Raw genomic sequence first — 15,598 nt, 5'->3', positions numbered from 1 at the left:
AGAATATTAATGGCCCGTTTTTTCATTGACCGCCCGATTTTTGCCTGGGTGGTCGCGATCGTCATCATGCTTGCCGGCGTGATTTCGATCCTCAGCCTGCCGATCGCGCAGTACCCGAGCATCGCTCCGCCGTCGATTTCGATCAGCGGCTCCTACCCTGGCGCCTCCGCCAAGACCGTGGAAGATGCGGTCACCCAGGTCATCGAACAAAAGATGAAGGGTATCGACGGCTTGCGCTACATGTCTTCGTCGAGCGATGCGACTGGCGGCATCAGCATCACGCTGACGTTTACCAGCGGCACCAATCCCGACATCGCCCAGGTGCAGGTACAGAACAAGCTGCAGCTGGCCACGCCGCTGCTGCCGACAGCTGTCACGCAACAGGGTCTGGTCGTCTCGAAAGCGACGAAAAACTTCCTGATGGTGTTCGGCTTCATTTCCGAAAACGGCAAGATGGACCAGACCGACTTGAGCGACTATGTGGCCGCCAACGTCGTCGATCCGCTCAGCCGCGTACCGGGCGTGGGCGACGTGACGCTGTTCGGTTCGCAGTACGCGATGCGTATCTGGCTCGACCCGGCCAAGCTGCAAAGCTTCAACCTGACCCCGGCGGACGTGATCACGGCCGTGCAGGCGCAGAATGCGGAAGTGTCGGCCGGTGAACTGGGCGGCACGCCGTCCGTCAAGGGCCAGCAGCTGAACGCCACCGTCTCGGCGCAAAGCCGCTTGCAAACGGTGGAGCAGTTCGGCGCCATCTTGCTGAAAACCACCACCGAGGGCGCCATGGTGCACCTGAAGGACGTGGCCAGCATGGAACTGGGCCGCGAGAACTACAACACCGTGGCCCGCTACAACGGCCATGCGGCGACCGGCGTGGCGATCAAGCTGGCGACGGGCGCCAACGCGCTCGATACGGCTAACGCGGCGAAAGCCATGCTGGGCAACCTGAGCAAGCAATTCCCTGAAGGCATGAGCTACCAGGTGGCGTTCGACACGACCCCGTTCGTGAAACTGTCGATCGAAGAAGTGGTGAAAACCCTGGTCGAAGCCGTCATCCTGGTATTCCTGGTGATGTATCTGTTCCTGCAAAACTTCCGCGCCACCCTGATCCCGACCATGGCCGTGCCGGTCGTGCTGCTCGGTACCTTCGGCATCCTGAATGCGTTCGGTTACTCGATCAATACCTTGACCATGTTCGCCATGGTGCTGGCCATCGGCCTGCTGGTCGATGATGCGATCGTGGTGGTGGAAAACGTCGAGCGCGTGATGAGCGAAGAGGGCTTGTCGCCGCTGGAAGCGACGCGCAAGTCCATGACGCAGATCACGGGCGCGCTGGTCGGTATCGCCATGGTGCTGTCGGCCGTGTTCGTGCCGATGGCCTTCTTCGGCGGTTCGACAGGCGTGATTTACCGCCAGTTCTCGATCACGATCGTCTCGTCGATGGTGCTGTCCGTCGTCGTCGCGCTGGTGTTTACGCCAGCCCTGTGCGCGACGTTGCTGAAACCGGTCGAAAAAGGCCATCACGCGACGAACAAGGGTTTCTTCGGCTGGTTCAACCGCAGCTTCGATAGCAGCAGCAACAAATACCAGGGCATGGTCGGCAGCATGATCCGCCACCGCGCCCGCTCGATGCTGTTGTACGTCATCCTGCTGGCCGGCCTGGTATTCGTCTTCATGCGCCTGCCGACCTCCTTCCTGCCGGAAGAAGACCAGGGCATCCTGTTTACGCAGATTCAATTGCCGACGGGCGCCACGCAAGAGCGCACCCTGAAAGTGATCGAGCAGGTCGAAGACCACTTCATGAACAGCGAGAAAGACAACGTCGCTTCCGTGTTTGCCGTGGCAGGTTTCAGCTTCGGCGGTAACGGCCAGAATACGGGTATCGCCTTCGTGCGCCTGAAAGACTGGTCGCTGCGCAAGGACGTGGCGCAAAAAGCGCCGGCAGTGGCCGGCCGCGCCATGGGCAAGCTGTTGCAGATCAAGGATGCGATGGTGTTTACGTTCGCCCCGCCTGCCGTGCTGGAACTGGGTAACGCCACCGGTTTCGACATGCAGCTGCAGGATATCGGCGGTGTCGGCCATGACGCCCTGATGGCGGCGCGTAACCAGTTGCTGGGCATGGCCTCGCAAAATCCGGCCATGGTCGGTGTGCGCCCGAACGGCCAGGAAGATACGCCGCAGTACAAGATCGACATCGACCAGCAGAAAGCTACCGCGCTGGGCCTGCAGATCTCGGAAATCAACCGCGTGCTGAGCGTGGGCTGGGGTAGTTCGTATGTGAATGACTTCCTCGACCGCGGCCGTGTGAAGAAAGTGTTCATGCAAGGTAATGCCGAATCGCGCATGCTGCCGGAAGACTTGAATAAATGGTTCGTGCGCAATGGCGCTGGCCAGATGGTGCCGTTCTCGGCCTTCGCCACGGGCAAGTGGATCTACGCTTCGCCACGCCTGGAACGCTACAACGGCTTGCCGTCGGTAGAGATCCTCGGTACGCCGGCGCCGGGCCAGAGCACGGGCGCCGCCATGAACGCGATGGAAGAGATGGTCGCCAAGCTGCCGCCTGGCATCGGCATGAGCTGGACCGGCGTGTCGCTGGAAGAGCGCGAATCCGGTTCGCAGACGCCGCAGCTGTACGCGCTGTCGCTGCTGATCGTGTTCCTGTGCCTGGCCGCGCTGTATGAAAGCTGGTCGATTCCATTCTCCGTGCTGCTGGTCGTGCCGCTGGGCGTGATCGGTGCCGTGCTGGGCACGTGGTTCTTCGGCCTGTCGAACGACGTGTACTTCCAGGTGGGCTTGCTCACGGTGGTGGGCCTGTCGGCGAAGAATGCGATTCTGATCGTCGAATTCGCCAAGGAAATGCAGGAATCGGGCATGTCGTTGCTGGACGCGACCTTGCATGCGGTGCGTCTGCGTCTGCGTCCGATTCTGATGACCTCGATCGCCTTCGGCCTGGGCGTGTTGCCACTGGCCATTTCCAGCGGCGCCGGTTCCGGCAGCCAGAACGCCATCGGTATCGGCGTGCTGGGCGGTATGTTGACGGCAACGTTCCTCGGTATCTTCTTCGTGCCGGTGTTCTTCGTGCTGGTGCGCGGCTTCTTCTCGAAGTCGGACGCGCCGACCACGCCGGCGACGCCTGGTTCGCCAGCCGTCACGCTTTCTAAGGATGCGCATTAATATGAAAAAAACGCTACTCTCCATGGCGGCACTGGCCTTGCTGGCCGGTTGCAGCCTGGCTCCCACGTACGAGCGTCCGGCAGCGCCGGCGCCCACGGCGTGGCCGACCGGTCCTTCCTACAAGGCCGACACGGCCGCCGCCGACGCCAAGCCGGTGGTGGACGTCGCCTGGCGCGAGTTCTTTGCCGATGCGCGCTTGCGCCAGGTACTGGAACTGGCGCTGGCCAACAACCGCGACCTGCGCGTCTCGATCCTGAACATCGAGAAGGCGCGCGCCACCTACGGCATCGAACGCGCCGCCCTGATCCCGACCCTGTCGGCCTCGGGCGGCCAGTCGGCCACGCGCATTTCGAAAAACCAGAGCGCCACGGGCGAAGCGTCCATCAATCGCCAATACACGGCGAACCTGGGCGTGTCGGCGTACGAGCTGGACTTCTTCGGCCGCGTGCGCAGCCTGTCCGACAGCGCGCTGGAACAATACCTGAGCACGGAAGAAGCACGCCGTGCACAGCAGATCAGCCTGGTGGCCGAAGTGGCCAGCACCTATCTGAACCTGGTGGCCGACCAGCAGCGCCTGCGCGTGGCGCAGGACACCCTGAAGAGCCAGCAGTCGTCGTATGACCTGGCCGTGCGCCGCTTCAGTGCGGGCGCCACGTCGGGCCTGGACAAGTACGATGCCCAGACCAGCGTGGAATCGGCCCGTTCCGACGTGGCCGTCTACACGAGCCAGGTGGCGCTCGACCAGAACGCGCTGGTGCTGCTGGTGGGCGGCCCCGTGCCGGCCGACCTGCTGCCGCAAGCCGAGTTCGGCGCCGTGACGGCGTTGGCGGACATTCCGTCCGGCCTGCCGTCGGACGTGCTGCAACGCCGTCCCGACGTGCTGGCGGCCGAGCGCACCTTGCGCGCGGCCAACGCCAACATCGGCGCGGCGCGCGCGGCTTTCTTCCCGCGCATTTCGCTGACGGCGACGGCGGGTTCGGTCAGCGACAACCTGTCCGGCCTGTTCAAGGGCGGCAGCGGCACGTGGAGTTTCCTGCCGCAGATCAGCTTGCCGATATTCGATGGCGGCGTGAACCGCGCCAACCTCGATATCGCCAAGGTGCAGCGTGAAATCTCCGTGGCGCAATACGAAAAGGCGATCCAGGTCGCCTTCCGTGAAGTGTCCGATGCGCTGGCCCAGCGCGGCACCATCGACGAGCGCCTGCAGTCGCAGGTCTCGCTGGTCGAGGCGTCGACGAAGAGCTACACCATCCACGATGCGCGTTACAAGCAGGGCGCCGAGTCCTATCTGAACGCCCTGGTGGCCCAGCGCGCGCTGTACACGGCTCAGCAAAGCCTGATCACGGCGCGCCTGGCCAAATCGACCAACCTGGTGACCTTGTACAAGGTGCTGGGCGGCGGTTGGCAGCCTGAGCAGACAGCCGTCGCGGCGGCTGGCGGCACCCAATAACTACGGGGACGCCGACGCCGGCCTTGCCCTTGTCCGCAGGGGCAGGGCCGGCGCGCTACTGGAAAATCATGAACCAAGTTGAAAAGAAGCATCCGGACCCGGAGCGCGCCAACACGCGGCGCAAGCAGGTGCTCGATGCGGCCGAAAGCTGTTTCAGCCGCCGCGGCTTTCACGGCGCCAGCATGGCCGAGATATCGAAAGCGGCCGGCATGAGCGCGGGCCACATCTATAATTATTTTGACAGCAAGGATGCGATCATCGCCGCCTTCGTCATGAAGAACACCGAGCGGGTGTCGAACCTGATGCAGGATCTGGCGCAGCGCGAAGACCCGTTGCAGTCCGTGATCGACAATGCGGGCGAGCACGTGCTGGAAAGCCTTGATCCGAAAACGTGGGTGATGCCGCTGGAAATTTTTGCCGAGGCCTCGCGCAATCCCGCCATTGCCGAAATGCTGCATTGTGCCGACCGGCGTTCGCGCGCCCTGTTCCTGACGATCATCCGCGACGCGCGCATCAAGCGCGGCCTGCCGGCCGACGAAGAGATGCTCGAAGGGCGCTTGAATGCCATGATCGCCATGTACCAGGGCTTGCCCGTGCGCGTGGTGCACAATCCCGACGTCAAGGTCGAACCGCTGATCGCCGGTTTCCGCATCGTCCTGACGGCGCTGCTGCTGAGCGAATAGGGCGCCTGGCCGGGCCATGCAAAAAAGTTTGCGCAGTTCGATATGAATCATGCGCAAAGCATGGCAAAAACCTAAAAGCGTCTGCTATAATTCCCACCTCGTCGGGGCGTAGCGCAGCCTGGTAGCGTACATGCATGGGGTGCATGGGGTCGGAAGTTCGAATCTTCTCGCCCCGACCATTAGATTCAAGGACTTACGGCGCAAGCTGTATCAAAACCCGGCACTGTGTATTGGACATTGGTCTGATATCGGTGCCGGGTTTTTCCGTTTATAGGACGTATGATTTGTGCAGCGTTGCATGCTCATGGCTGCGATCGGCTGCCAGAAGCGGTCATTGCCAGAATTTGATTGATTATTATTTTTAGGCCTGTCTACATTTAATGTTTGGAATGTTCAAAAAGCGGCAAGCGCCGCCGCCCTCGCCTACGCACGATTCTGAAGACAGTCACTGTTTGGTTTTCATCCCTGCGCTTGTGACCGTTCTTCTCCACGCTGAAAAAACGTTGGGCAGGCCATTGACAGAGCCTGAAGCCATCGCTATCCGTGACAACGCGGTTTGCATGGCGATGCCCGTTTCGCAAGCTGAAATAATGGAGGCGAAACGCGGCTACCCGGACATCGTTGCAGAGGCTGTTTGGCCTGAGTGGCAATCGGCGCGCCTGCAACTCGGTCAATCGTGATTGTTGAGGCTCGTTACTCAGTAATCGCATAACGGTTGTTCACCTTTAGGCTGCCAATTAAGTCAGCCGGCATCTCATCCAGACTTAAAAACAAGTGCTTCCAGCGTCCGCGACGGTGCGGGAACAGCCATCCAGCGTTGACAGATGATGGCGGCTATTTGTGAAAATCGGGCTTTACTCGAGCCAGGGCAATGCCATCGGAACCCCGGAAGCCTCCGCAATCGCTTCCTTGATGTAAATACCCGTCGTTTTGCCTGACGTGGTTACCATGCGCTTTTAATGTCGCTGCGGTTCTCGCCGCGCGAGGCCGCATCCTTGGCCGCCAACGCCCGGATATCACGCAATACCACATCATCGTTCATTCCAATTCGCTCCTTCGCACGGTACCACATCGAACCGAGGCCGGAGTGGGTGTAGCCGCGTAGATGCGCAACTGCGTGGCGCCGTTCAGCGGCTGGTCGATCAGCCCGGGCACTTCGGAGTCATAGCGGCGGCGCCGGATGCGCGAGCCCATGCATGCTTGGTCAGGTTGATGGCGCCGGCCAGTACGTCCTCGCTGGCCTTGATCGTCCCTTGCACGGCCATGGCCACGCCGTCAGCGGCGCGAGCCACGGTGGGCGTCGACCAGGTGCGCGTGCTGCCGGCGCGCCGGGTGGCCCAGTTCAGCCATTCGGTGGTGAGTGTCGGCCCGAGCCGCACGCGCGCCTTGGCCCCGTTGACCTCGGCAATGGTGCCCAAGCGGATCAGGTTTTGCAGCAAGCGGAGGAGCTCGGACAGGTCGGCGTTCATGCAGTGCATGTTGCCGAAGTCCGCGTGCGGATGCACGCGGGGGCGGTTGATAAGCGGCTTAGCGACTATGGCAGTCCGTGAGGCATAAACTTATATTTCCCAAGTCGGGGACGATGTGGCGGGTGGCCGTTTCCGCACCCTATAGCGGACCATGGAGCAGTTGAGGTTTGACTTAACGTTGATGTCTAGCGAGGTTGAAAATCATGGGTGTTGATGCTTGTAGAGAAACCAAGTTAATACTGCCATGACAACTAGAGACAATAGCGCACTGGTCAACAGTATTCCTAGTATTCGTTTTTGGTGATGCTTTCCAATCACTACACCCAAGAGACAACCCCATGCTATTGGCAAGATCGCATAGATGACGATTGACACGACTTTTAGTAAGTTGGAGCATGATTCGCGACAAACGTTGGTCTTTGCGACGACCTCAAACGCATGAGGCACCATATCGAAGGCTATGCCAACCAAGAACCCGAGGACAATAAAAGCAATCTTTTTCACCATCATTTGACCTCGAAGAAAAGGATTAATTTCGAGTTCCGAAGATCGGAGTAAATCGGTATCCAAGGGTTATTGATTCCCAGCGTGAACCGTGCAAATGTCTCCAGCGTTCCGGTTAGGCCGTTATTCGTGAGCCGTGACCCGTTCCATAGATCGATGTGCCCACCGCTTGCGCTTGCAGGTGCTTCCCCGCTGCGAGTCCAGTAAGCATGAAACATTATGATGCCAGTACGCCCCTTGACCTTCGATTCCCAATCCTTGCCGGTGATGTTCTCGGGCTTTTTGGGCAAGCCACAAAACGGCTGTAGCTTGAGCCATTCGCTAAGTTCGTATGCCCGCGCGGCAGCGGGGGAGCCGTTCAACATGACGCGCCCCAATACTTTCGTGCCTGGCATCGGCTTTACGGTTTTTTGCGAGAAGGAAAGCATCTTGATTCCCGCCTTGTGAAAAGTCGCGCTCATGCGTAGGGCGCACTGATTACTATAGTCCCCCTTGTCACCTTCCCCTGGCTTGTATGGTGCACCACTAACATAGTTTTCCCAAAGGTCGGCGAATTTGACGACGGGCACGTCAATCTTGCACACGGAGTCCTTCGTGGTGTTCGTCTTAATCTTTGCTTGTTGTTTGAGCTCCGCTGCCATCAGCCGACCTCTTCCATTTTAGCCAGGGCAACGTCATCCAGTAAACGGTGTATTCCTCTTCGTTATATGTTTCCACGCGCGGGAGCATGCCTTCCATCGTTGCGCGGCCAGAGAAGCGACGTCCGTCCTTGGTCTCGACAAAATACGGAATGCCACCGATTTCGCTGGCGTGAAGCTGTGGTTGTTCGTCATAGCTTTCGGCGATCTCCGAGGCCGCAGTAGACGAATGTGGAGGTAAAGCCCCCGGCGCTAATTGCGCGGCAGCCGCCGCAGTCGCATTCGAATGCTCAGCGGCTTGCCATGTGCCTGTACTCCATTCCACTGTATCGGTGAATTGGGAAGCGATAAGAACTGCGCCGCACGAGGTTTTCATTCCCGCAACCGCCACACCTCTGCCATAGAACGACGTGGTTGTTACTCCTTCGGCAATTGGAAATATGCCTTTGCACTTTGGACAGTGTACCTTGTGGCCCAAATATGAGATCGGCTTGCCCATGCACAGGTCACGCGGGGATCCTTCCAATACTGTGCCGCCATGATTCGTGGTGTCGCCCTGTCAGATTATCTCAGGCATGTAATGCTTTCTAGAGAGAATGATGTTTGTTTAATTATATTAAGTTCAACGCCAGATTGCCTCTCGTTAAGAATATCCGTATCGCCGCCTGGAATAGCGGGAGGCCGGAACCGCCAAGAATTCCGTCGGGAAACGTCATAAGCGAGGTTTACGGTTGTATCAGCAACCCGACGTGGTTTGCCTTGCGTATTTTCACTGTCTACACGTGCCCGATAGGCTTCTGCCACTATGGCATCGGAAAACCTCTGTTTTCCGACAGACCGCTCTTTGCGGTGGGTATCATGCGACTCTAACTCATTTGATAACTAATGTCAGTTGAAGTTTGCAGTGACGCATCATGGTTTTGCTCCATGTGACGCAGCAGAGATTCGCGTATCGACGTCCGATCCGGCTCGCTCAAGCCCAATAGCGGCCGCTCGGGGTACTTGTAGACTGCGCCCTTCTTGCTAACGCGGTCTTGCCGGCCAAACTGATGCACATGCGCCACGCGCGCCACCCAGCCAAAGAAGCCGACCTCGATCTGGTCGCCGGTCGCCTTTGCTTTCAGATGTTTGGCGGTGCGAATCTTGGCAAACATTGCCGCCTTTTGCCGCTTGATTCGTCCATTCTTCCCCTTGAATTCCTTGCGCCGCTTGCGCGCCGGATAGGCCGTGCCGTCCGGCGCCTGCTGCGCTTTGATGCGTTGCGCCTGGCTGCGGCGCAGATCGATTGCCACCTTGTGATTGATGGCGTGGCGCTGGGCGTGCCCCATTCGGCGAGCAGCGTCTCGCCGGCATACAGCTTCCAGAACTCGTCCGCGTAGGCCGGCATGTGCTGTATCTCGGCCAGGTGCTGGATGTCCAGGCAGCCCGCCTCGCCGGTCTTGACGGCCACGCGCTCGGTCAGGTCCAGCTTGATGGAAATATCGACCGTTTCGTGGTTATTAAAATCGACCTCGAAGGCGATGCCGTGCTTGCGCGTTTCCTCGTTGGCCATCAGGTCGAGCTGGTGGACTTTCGGCCAGGCGATCAGGGCCACCACATTGCCCTCGTCGGCGAAGACCAGCAGACGGTCATGGTTGCGCTGCAGGTCGGGGATGGCGGCGGCCATACGCGCCAAGGAAGTTTCGACACGGTGCGCATCACAGCACCGCCCCGCCCCAGTCCTCACATCGATAAAAAAGCTTGACCTTCCAAGTGTGTCAGGTCGGATAAAGGCAATGGGAGTTGTTTCAGCTCAACAAAACCATGTCGACTCCAGTCGCGAAAGGCACAATGATGAAAGTCACACCAATAACCCTGATTACCGCGGTGCTGGGTACCGCGTTTGCCGTCAGCGGATGCAAGCAGACGGCATCGCCTGCCGCTGCGGCCAAGCCGCCCGGCGTTCCCGTTGCCGAAGTGATCGTTCGCCAGGCAACACCGTATGTCGAGTTCAACGGCTCGCTGACCGCCGTCAAGCGGGTTGAGTTGCGCCCGCAGGTGGCCGGCTACCTGCAGGACGTGAACGTGCCGGAAGGCCGCTTTGTCGAGAAGGGCAGCAAGCTCTTCGTGATCGATCCGCGCGTGTTCCAGGCTGCGGTGCATGCCGCCACGGCGCGCCTGCGCGAGGCTGAAGCGGCATCGATGCTGGCGCAGGCCGAGCATGCACGGGCCGAACAGCTGTTCGCCACGAAGATCGTCGCGCGCGACCGTCTCGATGTGGCGACGGCGGCGCTGCATGCGGGCAAGGCACAGGTCGACGCCGCGAAGGCCGCGCTCGACGCCGCGCAGCTGGAGCTCGGTTTCACGCGCGTCACGGCACCGATCAGCGGACGTGTCGGCCAAGTTCTCGTCACCGAGGGCAACTACGTGGCCAGCGGCGTGACGCCCCTGACGACGATCGTTTCCATCGATCCCCTGCACGTCTATTTCGATGTCGATGAACGCACCTATTTGCGCTCGCTCGCCGCCGGCCGGGCCAGCGCCACCGCGCGTGGGGCGCAGGCGGCCAAGGTGATGGTGGCGCTGGCCACGGACAAGACATATGAACGTCCCGGCCGTGTCGATTTCCTGGCCAACGCCGCTGACCGCGGGACGGGAACGGTGCGTGTCCGCGCCGTGGTCGACAACCCCGATGGCAAACTGACGCCCGGCCTGTTTGCCAAGGTCAGGCTGGAGACGGGGGCGCAGCAAGCCAGGGTGCTGGTGTCCGACCAATCGATAGGCACGGACCAGGGGCGCCGCTATGTGCTCGTGGTCGGCAAAGGCGACAAGACGGAGTTCCGTCCCGTCGAGCTTGGCCCGATGGTCGACGGTTTGCGCGTGATCGAGCAGGGGCTGCAGCCCGGCGAGCGCATCGTCGTCAAGGGCCTCGTGCGCCCTGGCATGCAGGTGACGCCACAGTCGGCCGCGATTGACGGCACGCCCATCGCCGTGCCGAAAACCTCGGGAGCCGCGTAATGTCTTTCCCACGTTTCTTCATCGACCGCCCGATCTTTGCCATCGTTCTTTCGGTTCTGATGGTGCTCGCCGGCATCGTTGCTTTCTTCCAGATGCCGCTCAGCGAGTATCCTGCGGTGACGCCGCCGACCGTGCAGGTGAGCGCAGCCTATCCTGGCGCCAATCCCAAAGTGATCGCCGAAACAGTGGCGGCGCCGCTCGAGCAGGCCATCACCGGGGTCGAGGGCATGCAGTACATGTCGTCGCAATCGGCAACCGACGGCCGCATGACCTTGACCGTCACTTTCGCGCAGGGGACGAATGCCGACATGGCGCAGGTCCAGGTGCAGAACCGGGTCGCGCGCGCGCTGCCGCGTTTGCCTGAAGAAGTGCAGCGCCAGGGCGTCGTCACGCAGAAAACCTCGCCGGATATCCTGATGGTGGTGCACCTGCTGTCGCCCGACAAGCGCTACGATCCCCTGTACATATCGAATTACGCCTACCTCCAGGTGCGCGACGAGCTGTCCCGCATTCCCGGCATCAGCGACGTCCTCGTCTGGGGCGCGGGCGAATACAGCATGCGGCTGTGGCTCGATCCGAACCTGATCGCCGCACGCGGCCTGACGGCCGGCGAGGTGATTGCCGCCGTGCGCGAACAGAACGTGCAGGTGGCCGCCGGTTCCGTCGGCCAGTCTCCCGATTCCAGCGCCGCCTTCCAGGTGACGGTCAACACGCTCGGACGCTTGACCGACGAGGAACAGTTCGGCGACATCATCATCCGCACGGGCGCCGAAGGCCAGGTGACGCGTTTGCGCGACGTGGCCCGCATCGAAATGGGCGCCGACGCGTATGCGCTGCGCAGTCTGCTGGACGGCGAGCCGGCCGTCGCCTTGCAAATCATTCAAAGCCCAGGCGCCAATGCGCTCGACGTTGCGCAGGCGGTACGCGATACCATGCAGCGGCTGGAGGAAAATTTCCCGGCAGGACTGAGTTCGCGCATCGCCTATGACCCGACGGTCTTTGTGCGTGCCTCGCTGGAATCGGTGGCAACAACCTTGCTCGAGGCGATCATTCTCGTCGTCATCGTGGTGGTGCTGTTCCTGCGCAACTGGCGCGCGTCGCTGATTCCTCTCATGGCGGTACCGGTATCACTGATCGGCACCTTCGCCGTCATGCATCTGATGGGCTTTTCGCTCAACACGCTATCCCTGTTCGGCCTGGTGCTGTCGATCGGCATCGTCGTCGACGACGCCATCGTGGTGGTCGAGAACGTCGAGCGCCACATCGAAAATGGCGAAGAGCCCAGGCAAGCGGCAAGGCGCGCCATGGACGAGGTCACGGGTCCCATCATCGCGATCACCTCGGTGCTTGCCGCCGTGTTCATTCCGACCGCCTTCCTGAGCGGCTTGCAGGGCGAGTTCTACCGCCAGTTCGCGCTGACGATCGCCATCTCGACCATCTTGTCGGCCGTCAATTCGCTCACGCTCAGCCCGGCGCTTGCCGGCATTCTGCTCAAGCCAGGCAAGGTCAAGGCCGGGGCCGAGGCCGTGCATGATCCGCGCAGCCTGCGTGGCCGCGCCGAGCGCCTGTTGCAGATGCTGGGCCGGCCGTTCCAGCGCGCGCCGGACGCTTATGGCAACACGGTGCGCAAAGTCGTCAGGGTCAGCGGCGTGGCCTTGCTCGTGTACGGCGGCCTGCTCGCGCTGACCTTCTTCGGCTTCAAGGCCGTGCCGCCGGGCTTCGTGCCGATGCAGGACAAATACTATCTGGTGGCGATCGCTCAGCTGCCCAACTCGTCATCGCTGGACCGGACCGACGCGGTCGCCAAGGAAATGTCGAAGATTGCGCTGGCCGAGCCTGGCGTTGAAAGCGTCGTCGCCTTCCCCGGCTTGTCGATCAACGGCTTCGTCAACGTGCCGAACGCGGCCGTTATGTTCGTCATGCTCGACCCGTTCAAGGCGCGCACGACGCCCGACCTCACCGCGAATGCGATCGCCGGGCGCCTGCAGGCGAAGTTCGCTGGCATTCCCGACGGTTTCCTCGGCGTGTTCCCGCCGCCGCCGGTCCCCGGCCTTGGCGCGACCGGCGGTTTCAAGATGCTGGTCGAGGACCGTGGCAGCGCCGGGCTCGATGCCCTGGTGCAGCAGACGCATATCCTGATGACCAAGGCCAGCGAGTCGGGACAGGTGGCCGGCCTCATGACCAGCCTGGACGTCAATGCCCCGCAGCTCGAGGTCGCCATCGACCGTACCCAGGTCAAGAGCCAGGGAGTGCGCCTGGCCGACGTGTTCGAGTCGTTGCAGATCTATCTCGGTTCCCTCTACGTCAACGACTTCAACCGCTTCGGCCGGACCTACAAGGTGACGGCCCAGGCCGATGCGGAGCATCGCATGCAGGCCGAGGCCATCGGGCGCTTGCAGGTACGTAACGCGGCCGGCGACATGCTGCCCTTGTCATCGTTTGTCACCGTCACGCCCAGTTCCGGTCCGGACCGCGTGGTTCACTACAATGGCTATCCCTCGGCCGATATCTCGGGCGGCGCGATGCCAGGCGTCAGTTCGGGGCAGGCGGTAGCCGTCATGGAACGGCTGGCGAAGGAGGTGCTGCCTGAAGGCATGAGCTTTGAATGGACCGACCTTACCTACCAGCAAAAGCTGGCCGGCGATTCGGCGCTGTTCATCTTCCCGCTGTGTGTGCTGCTCGCCTATCTGATCCTGGCCGCGCAGTACAACAGCTGGCTGCTGCCACTGGCCGTCCTGCTGATCGTACCGATGTGCTTGCTGAGCGCGATCATCGGCGTGTGGCTGGCGGGTGGCGACAACAATATCTTCGTGCAGATCGGACTGATCGTGCTCGTCGGACTGGCGGCCAAGAACGCCATCCTCATTGTCGAGTTCGCACGTAGCCTGGAAATGGAAGGGGCGAGCGCGCTCGATGCGGTCATCGAGGCTTGCCGGTTGCGGCTGCGGCCCATCCTGATGACCTCGCTTGCCTTCATCGCTGGCGTCGTGCCGCTGGTCTTTGCCAGTGGCGCCGGCTCCGAGATGCGCCAAGCCATGGGGATCGCGGTGTTCGCCGGCATGCTGGGCGTGACACTGTTCGGATTGTTCCTCACGCCCGTGTTTTATGTGGTGATGCGCGCCCTGGCGGCCCGCTTCGAGCGCCACACGCCAATTCCCAAGACAAGCATGGACAGGAGCACGACATGAATCGCCCGTATCAAACAATTTTAGTCTCATTGAGTGGGCTCGCGTTGCTGGCCGGCTGCGCGGTCGGCCCCGATTATGCGACGCCTTTGCCGCCGCCGCTGTCCGCATCGCAGTTTTCCGGCAGCGCAGGCCAGGCCTACGCCGGTCTTGTGCCGGGAGCGGTCGAGGTGGAGTGGTGGCGCAGCTTCGACGACCCGGAGCTGGTCACCCTGATCCAGCGGGCGCTGGCGGCCAACCACGACGTCGGCATCGCTGCCGCCCGGCTCGCGGAGGCAAAAGCCTTGCTGCGCGAAGACCGGCAGGGCTTCCTGCCGCAAGGTGGCGCCGCGCTCGGGTATGAGAAGCGCCGCCTGAGCAAGGCCGAAACGCTGCCCGGCCAGCCGCGCCAGAGCGAAAGCTATCGCGGCACCGTCGATGCGTCCTGGGAGATCGACCTGTTCGGCCGCGTGCGGCGGTCCGTGGAGGCGGGCCAAGCGCAGGCGGGCTCGCGCGAGGCCTTGCTGCGCGGCGTGCAGGCGGGTGTTGCCGCCACGGTGGCGGCGACCTGGTTCGAGCTGGGCGGCATCGAAGCTGAACTCGCTGTCGTCGCCAGCATCACTCAAAGCCAGCGCGACAGCCTGGCGCTGGTCGAGCGCATGGTGAGCGCAGGCTCTGCCAGCGAACTCGACCGGCTCCGTGCCGAGGCCTTGCTGCGCTCGGTGGAGGTGGCCGCGCCCGAACTGGAGCGCCGCCGCGCGGCCTCCGTCAACGCGCTGGCCGTCCTGCTTGGCGAAGTGCCGCAGACGTTCAGCCTTCCCGCCGCCACGCCGGCAAGTGAAGCGCTGACGGTGCGGACGATTGCCGTGGGCGATCCTGCCGGGCTGCTCGCGCGCCGCGCCGATATTGCGGCGGCCGAGCGCAATCTTGCCGCAGCGACGGCCCGCATCGGGGTGGAGACGGCTGGCCTGTATCCCGAGGTCCAGGTAACGGGTTCCATCGGACTCGTCGCGGGCAGTCTCGATGCGATGGGCGACGCTGGCATGCAATCGAGCTTCCTTGGCCCCGTCATCCGCTGGAATCTGCTCGATACGGGGCGCGTGCGCGCCCGCATCGCCGCCAGCGAGGCACGCGCCCGGGAAGCCCTGCTCGTCTACGACCGGACCGTCTTGCGCGCACTCCAGGAAACGGACGATGCTTTCAAAGCCCACGGCACGGCAGGCAGCACGCTAGGCTTGCGAATGCTTGAAGCGGCGGCAAACCGCGAGGCTGCGCATCTTGCCAAGCTACAGTTTTCCGCAGGCGCAGGCCTCTACCTGGACGTGCTCGAAGCGGAACGGGCCGACTTCGCCAGCCGGCGTGCGCTGGCCATCGCGCGCACCAACCAGCGGCTTGCCGTTGTCAGCATCTACAAGGCGCTGGGCGGCGGCTGGGAGATCTGCGCGCAGGCAAGCTACGACTGTGACGGCGCCGGGGCGCTTCCCCGGACGAAGCAACTCGCCGGCAGGCCTTGACCTGC

9 protein-coding genes, 1 tRNA gene and 2 pseudogenes are annotated in these 15,598 nt (G+C 62.1%); 7 read left to right on the top strand and 5 right to left on the bottom strand.

Annotated elements, in window-relative coordinates; all coding sequences use genetic code 11:
• Positions 1-9: 9 nt before the first annotated feature.
• The 4 genes from KO538_RS03540 (at position 10) to KO538_RS03525 (ending at position 5,486) form a co-directional block, all read left to right on the top strand.
• Positions 10-3,174 (top strand): efflux RND transporter permease subunit, encoded by a 3,165-nt coding sequence (locus KO538_RS03540; protein WP_219327482.1) that lies wholly within the window; start codon positions 10-12, stop codon positions 3,172-3,174.
• A gap of 1 nt (position 3,175) precedes the next feature.
• Positions 3,176-4,624, top strand: a complete 1,449-nt coding sequence (adeC, locus tag KO538_RS03535; RefSeq protein ID WP_219327481.1) for an AdeC/AdeK/OprM family multidrug efflux complex outer membrane factor — start codon at positions 3,176-3,178, stop codon at positions 4,622-4,624.
• 68 nt (positions 4,625-4,692) lie between these two features.
• Positions 4,693-5,307 carry a TetR/AcrR family transcriptional regulator gene (locus tag KO538_RS03530; protein WP_034752166.1) on the top strand — a complete coding sequence of 205 codons (615 nt, stop codon included), beginning with the start codon at positions 4,693-4,695 and terminating at the stop codon, positions 5,305-5,307.
• Between the two features lie 102 nt (positions 5,308-5,409).
• Positions 5,410-5,486 (top strand) — tRNA-Pro (locus KO538_RS03525).
• A 963-nt stretch (positions 5,487-6,449) separates the two neighbouring features.
• Here the strand turns inward: KO538_RS03525 and KO538_RS29735 are convergent.
• The 5 genes and pseudogenes from KO538_RS29735 to KO538_RS29280 form a co-directional block, all read right to left on the bottom strand.
• Positions 6,450-6,776, bottom strand: coding sequence for a phage baseplate assembly protein V (locus KO538_RS29735; protein WP_219327480.1), 327 nt, complete (start codon positions 6,774-6,776; stop codon positions 6,450-6,452).
• Positions 6,777-7,282: 506 nt separating this feature from the next.
• Positions 7,283-7,921 (bottom strand): T6SS effector amidase Tae4 family protein, encoded by a 639-nt coding sequence (locus tag KO538_RS03515; protein WP_081367942.1) that lies wholly within the window; start codon positions 7,919-7,921, stop codon positions 7,283-7,285.
• Positions 7,887-8,465: pseudogene (locus KO538_RS03510) on the bottom strand (PAAR domain-containing protein); the annotation flags it as partial. The pseudogene KO538_RS03510 and the gene KO538_RS03515, both read right to left, overlap by 35 nt.
• Positions 8,466-8,784: 319 nt before the next feature.
• On the bottom strand, positions 8,785-9,246 hold the full coding sequence (locus tag KO538_RS03505; RefSeq protein ID WP_219327479.1) for a phage virion morphogenesis protein: 462 nt from the start codon (positions 9,244-9,246) through the stop codon (positions 8,785-8,787).
• Between the two features lie 128 nt (positions 9,247-9,374).
• Positions 9,375-9,470, bottom strand: a pseudogene (locus KO538_RS29280) (phage tail protein); the annotation flags it as partial.
• A gap of 278 nt (positions 9,471-9,748) precedes the next feature.
• Between KO538_RS29280 and KO538_RS03495 the strand changes: the two are divergent.
• Genes KO538_RS03495 through KO538_RS03485 form a run of 3 tightly spaced genes read left to right on the top strand, consistent with a single transcriptional unit; the run spans position 9,749 to position 15,593 of the window.
• The gene (locus tag KO538_RS03495) at positions 9,749-10,915 is read left to right on the top strand and encodes an efflux RND transporter periplasmic adaptor subunit (RefSeq protein ID WP_307788851.1); all 1,167 of its coding nucleotides are present in this window, start codon (positions 9,749-9,751) and stop codon (positions 10,913-10,915) included.
• Complete coding sequence (locus KO538_RS03490; protein ID WP_219327478.1) at positions 10,915-14,103, top strand: efflux RND transporter permease subunit; 3,189 nt, start codon at positions 10,915-10,917, stop codon at positions 14,101-14,103. The genes KO538_RS03495 and KO538_RS03490 overlap by 1 nt, the downstream gene beginning before the upstream one ends.
• On the top strand, positions 14,100-15,593 hold the full coding sequence (locus tag KO538_RS03485) for an efflux transporter outer membrane subunit (RefSeq protein ID WP_219327477.1): 1,494 nt from the start codon (positions 14,100-14,102) through the stop codon (positions 15,591-15,593). The genes KO538_RS03490 and KO538_RS03485 overlap by 4 nt, the downstream gene beginning before the upstream one ends.
• The last annotated feature ends 5 nt before the right edge of the window (positions 15,594-15,598 follow it).

The sequence above is a fragment of the Janthinobacterium sp. NKUCC08_JDC genome (genome assembly GCF_019345575.1).
Classification (GTDB): domain Bacteria; phylum Pseudomonadota; class Gammaproteobacteria; order Burkholderiales; family Burkholderiaceae_D; genus Janthinobacterium; species Janthinobacterium aestuarii.
This window is presented reverse-complemented; position numbering and strand designations above follow the sequence as displayed.

What these genes read in the sequence shown, in the direction of transcription:
- KO538_RS03540 (WP_219327482.1), top strand. Translation starts at nt 10, where the DNA reads ATGGCCCGTTTTTTCATTGACCGCCCGATTTTTGCCTGGGTGGTCGCG.
- adeC (WP_219327481.1), top strand. Translation starts at nt 3,176, where the DNA reads ATGAAAAAAACGCTACTCTCCATGGCGGCACTGGCCTTGCTGGCCGGT.
- KO538_RS03530 (WP_034752166.1), top strand. Translation starts at nt 4,693, where the DNA reads ATGAACCAAGTTGAAAAGAAGCATCCGGACCCGGAGCGCGCCAACACG.
- KO538_RS29735 (WP_219327480.1), bottom strand. Translation starts at nt 6,776, where the DNA reads ATGAACGCCGACCTGTCCGAGCTCCTCCGCTTGCTGCAAAACCTGATC.
- KO538_RS03515 (WP_081367942.1), bottom strand. Translation starts at nt 7,921, where the DNA reads ATGGCAGCGGAGCTCAAACAACAAGCAAAGATTAAGACGAACACCACG.
- KO538_RS03505 (WP_219327479.1), bottom strand. Translation starts at nt 9,246, where the DNA reads ATGGGGCACGCCCAGCGCCACGCCATCAATCACAAGGTGGCAATCGAT.
- KO538_RS03495 (WP_307788851.1), top strand. Translation starts at nt 9,749, where the DNA reads ATGATGAAAGTCACACCAATAACCCTGATTACCGCGGTGCTGGGTACC.
- KO538_RS03490 (WP_219327478.1), top strand. Translation starts at nt 10,915, where the DNA reads ATGTCTTTCCCACGTTTCTTCATCGACCGCCCGATCTTTGCCATCGTT.
- KO538_RS03485 (WP_219327477.1), top strand. Translation starts at nt 14,100, where the DNA reads ATGAATCGCCCGTATCAAACAATTTTAGTCTCATTGAGTGGGCTCGCG.